General features: G+C 66.0%; 6 protein-coding genes and 2 pseudogenes. 5 read left to right on the top strand and 3 right to left on the bottom strand.

The genetic code is table 11. From position 1 onward, the window contains the following. Together ACNFOC_RS48230 and ACNFOC_RS48225 are read left to right on the top strand one after the other, a co-directional pair. On the top strand, window positions 1-182 hold a 182-nt coding region (locus ACNFOC_RS48230; RefSeq protein ID WP_416965347.1), incomplete at its 5' end, for a hypothetical protein. A 176-nt stretch (window positions 183-358) separates the two neighbouring features. Beyond that, window positions 359-505: pseudogene (locus ACNFOC_RS48225) on the top strand (DUF4291 family protein); the annotation flags it as partial. 293 nt (window positions 506-798) lie between these two features. On the opposite strand, the gene ACNFOC_RS48220 reads toward ACNFOC_RS48225, so the two are convergent. From ACNFOC_RS48220 to ACNFOC_RS48210, 3 genes are all read right to left on the bottom strand, one after another. Then, on the bottom strand, window positions 799-1,818 hold the full coding sequence (locus ACNFOC_RS48220; protein ID WP_416965346.1) for a hypothetical protein: 1,020 nt from the start codon (window positions 1,816-1,818) through the stop codon (window positions 799-801). Window positions 1,819-2,132: 314 nt separating this feature from the next. Next, window positions 2,133-2,756 (bottom strand): hypothetical protein, encoded by a 624-nt coding sequence (locus tag ACNFOC_RS48215; protein ID WP_416965345.1) that lies wholly within the window; start codon window positions 2,754-2,756, stop codon window positions 2,133-2,135. A 119-nt stretch (window positions 2,757-2,875) separates the two neighbouring features. Then, window positions 2,876-4,936 (bottom strand): restriction endonuclease, encoded by a 2,061-nt coding sequence (locus ACNFOC_RS48210; RefSeq protein ID WP_416965344.1) that lies wholly within the window; start codon window positions 4,934-4,936, stop codon window positions 2,876-2,878. A 126-nt stretch (window positions 4,937-5,062) separates the two neighbouring features. On the opposite strand from ACNFOC_RS48210, the pseudogene ACNFOC_RS48205 reads away from it, so the two are divergent. The 3 genes and pseudogenes from ACNFOC_RS48205 to ACNFOC_RS48195 all read left to right on the top strand — a co-directional run. Next, a pseudogene (locus ACNFOC_RS48205) lies at window positions 5,063-5,470 on the top strand (DUF4291 family protein); the annotation flags it as partial. A gap of 65 nt (window positions 5,471-5,535) precedes the next feature. Further along, window positions 5,536-6,621 (top strand): threonine ammonia-lyase, encoded by a 1,086-nt coding sequence (locus ACNFOC_RS48200; RefSeq protein WP_416965343.1) that lies wholly within the window; start codon window positions 5,536-5,538, stop codon window positions 6,619-6,621. Between the two features lie 69 nt (window positions 6,622-6,690). Further along, entirely contained in the window at window positions 6,691-7,014 is a 324-nt protein-coding gene (locus ACNFOC_RS48195) for an immunity protein CdiI family protein (RefSeq protein WP_521986855.1), read from the top strand. Window positions 7,015-7,069 lie beyond the last annotated feature (55 nt).

The raw sequence follows: 7,069 nt of genomic DNA, 5'->3' as shown, positions 1-7,069 counted from the left end.
GCCCGAACACCGTCTACGGCCCCGCCGCCTGGCACAGCCGCATAGGCCGACTCCTCCCCGCGAACCGCGACACCTGGTGGACCATCTCGGCCACGACCGACCCCGAGCCGGTTGCCCGTGGGGTCATCAGCGCGGTGAAGGAGTATGCGCTGCCTGCGATTCGGGAGCGGCGGCGTTCGTGAGCGCGGGGCTGCTGGGCTGCTGAGCTACTGAGCTACTGAGCTGACACGTTGGCGGTGCTGCGGCCGGTCACTCTCCGCCGTAGCGAACGGCAGTCGCAGGTGAACGGCGGTCGTAGAGCGAACGGCCGTCGAAAACCGGTGGCTTCGTGAGCCGCCCGGCCCTCACCCTGTACGCCATGGAAGAACCGCAGCGCGGGATCCGTGCGGTGCACTCGGAGTCCACGATCACCGTCTACCAGGCGTATCCCCCGGAGATCGGCCTGCCCGCCGCCCGCGAGGGACGCTTTCCCGCCGCGTGGAAGCGGGACCGGATGACGTGGGTCATCAAGCGGCGTGCACAGACCTCATCCCTGCTCACAGCAACTCGCCTGTGGGCGGCTCGGGAAACGCCACGGCCAAGCGGACGCCGCCATCCGAAGCGGCCGGCCAGAGCCCTGATCACGGCGAAGAGATGCGGCCAGTGCGTTTCGGAACCCCAGGACATCGCCGACCGTCAGCGGTCCGTAAGTGCACATCACTTCACCAGTGATCCGCTCCACGCGGCCCATCGGACAGTCCAGGCCGCTCGGACCCACTGATCGAGCGTGCATGGTGCGGGTCTGGCGTCGCATGCGTATTACTGAGTCAAGGCTGCGGCTGTCGCCAGCGCTCCAGGCCTGGCCGACTGTGCCTGGCACGAGGTCGCCCACTCACCCAGGGCGTTCCCCAGCTCGTTCGAGAGCTTAGCCAGGTAATCGTCGGGATTGTCGGCCGCGGTTCTCGCAGCTGCTCGCAGGCTCTCGATGGTCACCATCTCCATCTTCGGACCATGCACGAATTGCTTGACGCCGAAGTCGTCCAACCGTCCAATGATCTTTCCGATGAACTTGCCGATACACCCTTTGACCTCTGGGCTGGGATCCCCATCCCAGATCGCGTAAAGACGCACCGCCACCGATCGCAGAGCTCCTTCCTCGGTTGGACCAGACATGGTCATCCTCACCAAGGCTTCGACGATCAGTAGTTTCGTTTTTGGGCTGAACGTTGGATCCCAGCAGCCGTCCACCACACGGGGCCAGTGCAGGGAGTGGCAAGTGTCGAGTCTGGTCGCATTTCGGCAGAGCAGTTCTGCGGCGACAAGTCGTGCGCTGGGGGACGCAGATCTGAGAGCCGCATCGATCACGAGGATGGCTGTTTCGTGCGAGACCCTGGGCAACCTTGCGTCTCCACTCGGCGACTCAGGTTGGCTCCCATCCGGGTCGCAGGACCACAGATCGACAAGGAGAACCACCGCGAGTTCCGCCTGATCAAGCCTTGTGAGGGCCAAGAGCCCCGACGCCAGTGCTGCTGGGTGCGCGGGCCCAGAATCACGCGGGGAGATGAGTTGCCCGGCACGCATCGCTGCATCGAGCCGTAACTGCCGTTGCTGCTCGTCGTGTTCGTTCCCCAGTCGCCGTTCCGTCTGGAGGTTGATGCTGTAGCCAATCAGCGCCACCGATGCAGTGACCAGTACACCGACGTACGTGAGGACGGCTGCGAGCCGTGACGAATCACCCGTGCCCAGAAGTTGGCCGCGCAGCAACAACGCAGGCAGAAAGAGCGCAGCGAGGAGGGTGACCCACGATAGGACAGTGATCGTCTTTGGTCTCTTACTCATGACGCGCCTCCACTTATGAGGCCACGAGCTGCTCGTGGTTCCTCATGATGGTGCGGACGAAACGTGATGCGCAGCCGAAGGTAGGAAATGCTCCGTTCCATCGACTACTAAGATCAACCCTTTGTCGGAGCCAACCTCAAAGGGTCTGTGAGCGAGGCTTGACATGGGTCATCAAGCCTCGTTGACAGACCACATCTATGGTGCCGGTGGCCCGATCAGGAGGGCGACCAGTTGGACACCTGAAGGACAGCGAGTGTCTCGCGAGCGGGGTCCGACAGCGTTCCCCTGTGTTGTGAGGGACGGGCTCCAGGCAGTCAGTCGAAGGCCACGACCAGGCGAACACCCTCGTCACCGAAACGGCCTGCCAGGGCCTTCATCACAGCGAAGACATGCGGCCAGTGAGTCTCAGGCCCCAGGACCGCGCCGACCGTCAACGGCTCGTACGTGCAGGTCAGTTCGTCGGTGGTCCACTCCACGCGTTCCGTCGCGTCACGCAGGTCGGATGGCGGGTCACCCACCACGGACAGGGCCTCAAGCAGTCGCGAGTCGGAAACCGGATGCTGATGCAGGATCGATGGCAGCGCCTTCGTGCGCCACGTCAGCCGGCCGATGAATTCATGCGGGTTTGCTGTGAGATCGATCGAGGCCAGTTCCGCCCAGTTGACCCAACTCGCGCTGTGCAGGTCGTCCGATGCGACCCAAGGACCCAACTGCGAGCGCATCCCGCTCGACAGATCGACGGGAAGGCCACGGTCCGGTGCGAGCGGTTCGAAGCCCGCGTAGTTGCGCACTCCGAAGAGACAACCGAAGGCCATGTAGTCGGTTTCGTCGTACAGCGGCCAGAGATCCATGGCGGCCACCCATGGCTCGCCGTCGTAGTAGTCGGTACCGACGCCGGGATGGCGAAACTCGATGCCGCCATGGATATCTGTACTCACGGCGCCGCACCCTAACAGCGCTCGCCCGGACGGACACGAACAATAGGCCGGTCAACAGCGGAGGCGAGCCGTGTCCCCCGTGGCTGCCCACGATGCATGGGCGGAACCCGTGGATGGTGCTAGTCCACTTCGATACCAAAGTCCTGAACGAGTTCCTCCAGGCCACCCGTGTAGCCCTTGCCGCCGAGCACAAAGTCCCAGTCCCCGTTCGTCCTTCGCCGGAACGAGCCAAGTACCAGGGCGGTTTCGCGTGGCCGGCCGTCGGAGACGTCGAGTCGTCCCAGTTCGTTGAGCCCCGGGTCGCGCAGGCGGATACAAGCGTCCGTGAAACCGGAGAGGTCCGCCTCAGGGTTTACCTCTGGGTCGATGGCTGCGACGAGGACGAACCGGTCCGCGTCATCCGGCAGGCCATCGAAGGAGACACAGATCGCGGCCTTGTCAGGTGCCGTGGGAGGAATGGCGCGGACCGAGCCATCGGTTGTCCGAGGGTTGTTGAAGAAGACGAAGTGTTCGTCGCTGAGGACACGGTTGCCATGGCACACGAGAGCGCACACATCCAAGGCCACACTTCCGGTCCACGACATGCCCAGGACGTTGTAGTCGTCGGGCAGCGGCGTGCCCGAACCGTACGGCGTCGGCTGTGCTGGGGCCTGACGGGCGGTTTCGCCCAGGCGCCCCCGCAAACCATGGCGGTGTAACAGGTCGACGAGTTGAGTGCCCGAGATGAGTTCGAGCGGCTTTCCGTTGGCGAAGGTATGCGAGCCGGGGCCGAATCCTGACGTCGTCACGAGGACGCCCTTGTTGGCGCCGGCATCCTGGACGGTCCCGTACAGGTCACGCACGGCGGTGGGCGGCACCGTGTTGCGGTAGCGCTTCACCTGCACGACGATCTTTCCACCGCGGATCGGTGTCGGATCCAGTGCGTCGACGTCCACGCCACCATCGTTGGAGCGTTGGGTGGTGACCGCCTGCATCCCCATGGCGCGGAAGAGATCGGCAACGAGGTCCTCGAACACGATCGGATCCATGCTGTACAGGTCGGGTTCCTCATCTCTGCCATGCGCGACAACGCGGTTGCCGACATCCAGCGGCAGGCGACTCGGGCGTACCGGCGTCAGTTGGTCGGGGCGGGGCGAGAGTTGGCCGCGCAGCGCGTCGGCCAGGCAGCTGCCTGCGTCCACCTGTGCCAAGTGCAGGTCGCGGAACGCTGAACGCGACGCCATGACGGTAGCCAGGTAAATGTGGCCTGGTCGGCCCGTCGTTGGGTCGTGCCCGTCTACGAACCCGTTCAACGTCACCGACTCAAGCGCGCCCAGCTCATCCGCGGCAAAGAGTTGGTGCAGGACGAGCAGCGTGCACTGCGCGAGAACCTCCCGGTACAGAGCACGACGCTGACCCACTGGGCGAGGGGTCTCCTTGTCCTGGTCCGTCCCGGACACGTAGCGCACGGACTTGACCTCGGGAATGATGCCGTAGGCGGGCAACTCCCAGTCCAGCACCAGTTGTCGAGCTGCCGGGTCATAGGCGGCTGCCACCTGACGTGGGAAATCCTCCGGCCACGATGTGGAGGCGTAGAGAGCGCCCGAGAAGTACTCGACCACAGATTCAGGATCGCGGCGCCTCACTCCATCGGTCACCTCGACGATGCCGGCGTTGTACCGACGTACTTCGGTCAGCTGGGCATCGGCCCACTGCTGGTACTCCCGCTGGTAAGACGCCAGTTGCTGCTGCCGCTGGGCCTCCGCCGTCTGGGCGACCCGCCAGTCCCGCTCGAAGCGCGCCCGTGCTTCGGCCTGCGCCTGAGCCCGGCGACTGGCGGTCCACCCACTCTGCGTTTGGTACTGATTGAAGTCCGGCATGGGCACGGGCTGCGCCAATGTTCCTGGAGCGAAGGGCTGGACGTCCTCGGAGCGCAGGAGCGAGGAAGCCCTGAAAGCCGGAGCCTGGCAACCCGAGGTGAGAAGACCTTGCAGCGACGCAACCTGTGCGTCCAGTTCCTCTGTGCGGCGCAGCGCCTCTGCCTGCCTGTACTCACGATGGCTCTGCGCGGCCCGCCGCTGATAGGCACGCGCTTGCTGCGCTTCCTGTCTCTGTCGCCTGGCTTCCGCCTGTATCTGGCGCTGCTGCTGCCGTTGCATTTCAGCCCAGACGCCGACAACGCCGGTAGAACGACGACTCATGAGGTGCTGGCCCTCCCCGAGGCACTCTGGTTGTCCCCACAACCAGCTGTAACCACATGACTCTACCCAGCAATTGCCGTCGCGCATATCCACTCGTCAAGGCAACCTTCTCGCGGCATCCCCGCAGGTCAACCTCGCTGGAAGGGGACCGTCCTCGCTGTCGAGATCAGCCGTGACGGCTTCGAGTGGGCGCTGCGACACGCATGCGTGTCGAGCTATGTACGCGGAATGCACCCCGACCGAGCCGCTTGGCAGCGGCAGTTGAAGCGTGCGCCCGCTCGTGTGCAGTGGGACCCCGAGCGGGACCTGCGCCTGCAACCGCTGCCCTACCGCGCCCTGCAACTCGGTCTGTCCGGTGAGGCCGTGCGCCGGTACGCGGACGAGTGGACGGTCGGCATCCGGGACGTGACACCGCTCGCCCATTAGATCCGGGCGCTCGTCAGCAGCGGAGACCTCGACTCGGCGGGCCGGTTGCTGCCCCGGGAGCTCCCCTACCCCGACGTGGACGGACTGCCGGCCGACCTGCGTCCGTGACCGGCGAAGAGGAACGCCGGCCTCCGCCCGGATGGAACAGCGCCGCAGCGCTACGCTCCCCTGTCGTGCAGCAGACACGCCTCGACACCGCGCGGATCCGGGCCGCTCGCCGGGTGATCGACCCGGTGTTTCTCGACACTCCGCTGTACCGCTGCGAGGCGCTGGAGCCCGGTCTCGGGTGTGCGGTGAGCATCAAGCTCGAAACGGCGAACCCTGTCCGTAGTTTCAAGGGGCGCGGCACCGAGGTGGTCGCGAGTCTGCTCGCCGAGCGTGGTCCGCGGGCCGTCGTGTGCGCCAGTGCGGGCAACCTCGGCCAGGCCCTCGCCTGGTCCGGTCGCGGCCGGGGGCTCGACGTGACCGTCGTAGCGTCCCGTTTCGCGACGGCGACCAAGCTGGATCGCATCCGCGCGTTGGGCGCCGGGCTGGAACTGGTGGACGGCGACCACGAGTTGGCGCGCGAGCGGGCGGCGGCCATCGCGCGGTACGAAGGCATCCGGCTGGTCGAGGACAGCCTGGACCTCGAGACCTGCGAGGGCGCGGCGACCATCGGCCTGGAACTGCTGGGACTGACAGAACATGCAGAACGAACAGAACGAACAGAACGACAGGCGGAACTGGCCGAACTGGCCGACACCGCACCGCCGTTCAACACCGCGCCACCGTTCAACGTCACGCCGCCCTTCGACGCCATCCTGATCGCTCTCGGCGGCGGGGCGCTGGCCACCGGTGTGGGCCATGTGCTGAAAGCCCTGGCGCCCGGGGTCGAGGTGATCTGCGTGCAGCCGTCGGGCGCACCGGCGATGACCCGCTCGTGGCACCGGCGGCGCGTCGTCACCACCGACTCGACCGACACCATCGCGGACGGTGTCGCCGGCCGGCGCCCCATCCCGGCCGTCCTGGACGATCTCCTCCTGGTCGCCGACGACGCGGTCCTGGTCCAGGAGGCGTCGATCATCACTGGTATGCGGATGCTCCTCGAACACGCCGGCCTCGTCGTCGAACCTTCGGCGGCTCTCGGTATCGCGGCGATCCTGGAGGACCGTGACCGTTTCGCCGGCCGTCATGTGGTCACGATCGTGTGCGGCAGCAATGTCGACGGGGACGCCTACCGCCGTTGGGTCGATGGGGCTCCCGTCCCACACGGAACCTGACCCCTCCTCGCCCACCGCCCACCACACGCACCGCCTGCCAGACCGTACGCCGAAGCCTCAGTTGGCGTCGTGAGAGGCTGCGGCGTGGTTCATTACCTGCGTTTCTTATTCGAGGCCGGTGTAGACGTCCCGTTGTGGCCGGACGACATGGACAGCCCCTACGGCTACCCCTGCGAGCTGGAGCGCCTGCCGATCACCCCGGCCACCCGTGCCGAGCTGGCAAGGCTGAGCGAGTGGTACCAGTCGTCGATCGACTGGGACTATCCGCCGAACCCGTCCCCCTGGTCCGACGAAGAACTGCGGCTCTTCAAACAGCAGGCGTACACCGCGTTGGAGGCGCTGCGCCGTGAGCTGGGCGCGGGCTGGACGGTCCGGGACGAAAGCCTGCTGTAAAAAGCCTGCTGTGACCGGCCGCACATCCCGCCTCCTCACCCCCCCTCGCCCCGGC

The organism is Streptomyces colwelliae (assembly GCF_048158785.1).
GTDB lineage: Bacteria > Actinomycetota > Actinomycetes > Streptomycetales > Streptomycetaceae > Streptomyces.
This window is presented reverse-complemented; position numbering and strand designations above follow the sequence as displayed.

What these genes read in the sequence shown, in the direction of transcription:
- ACNFOC_RS48220 (WP_416965346.1), bottom strand. Translation starts at nt 1,818, where the DNA reads ATGAGTAAGAGACCAAAGACGATCACTGTCCTATCGTGGGTCACCCTC.
- ACNFOC_RS48210 (WP_416965344.1), bottom strand. Translation starts at nt 4,936, where the DNA reads ATGAGTCGTCGTTCTACCGGCGTTGTCGGCGTCTGGGCTGAAATGCAA.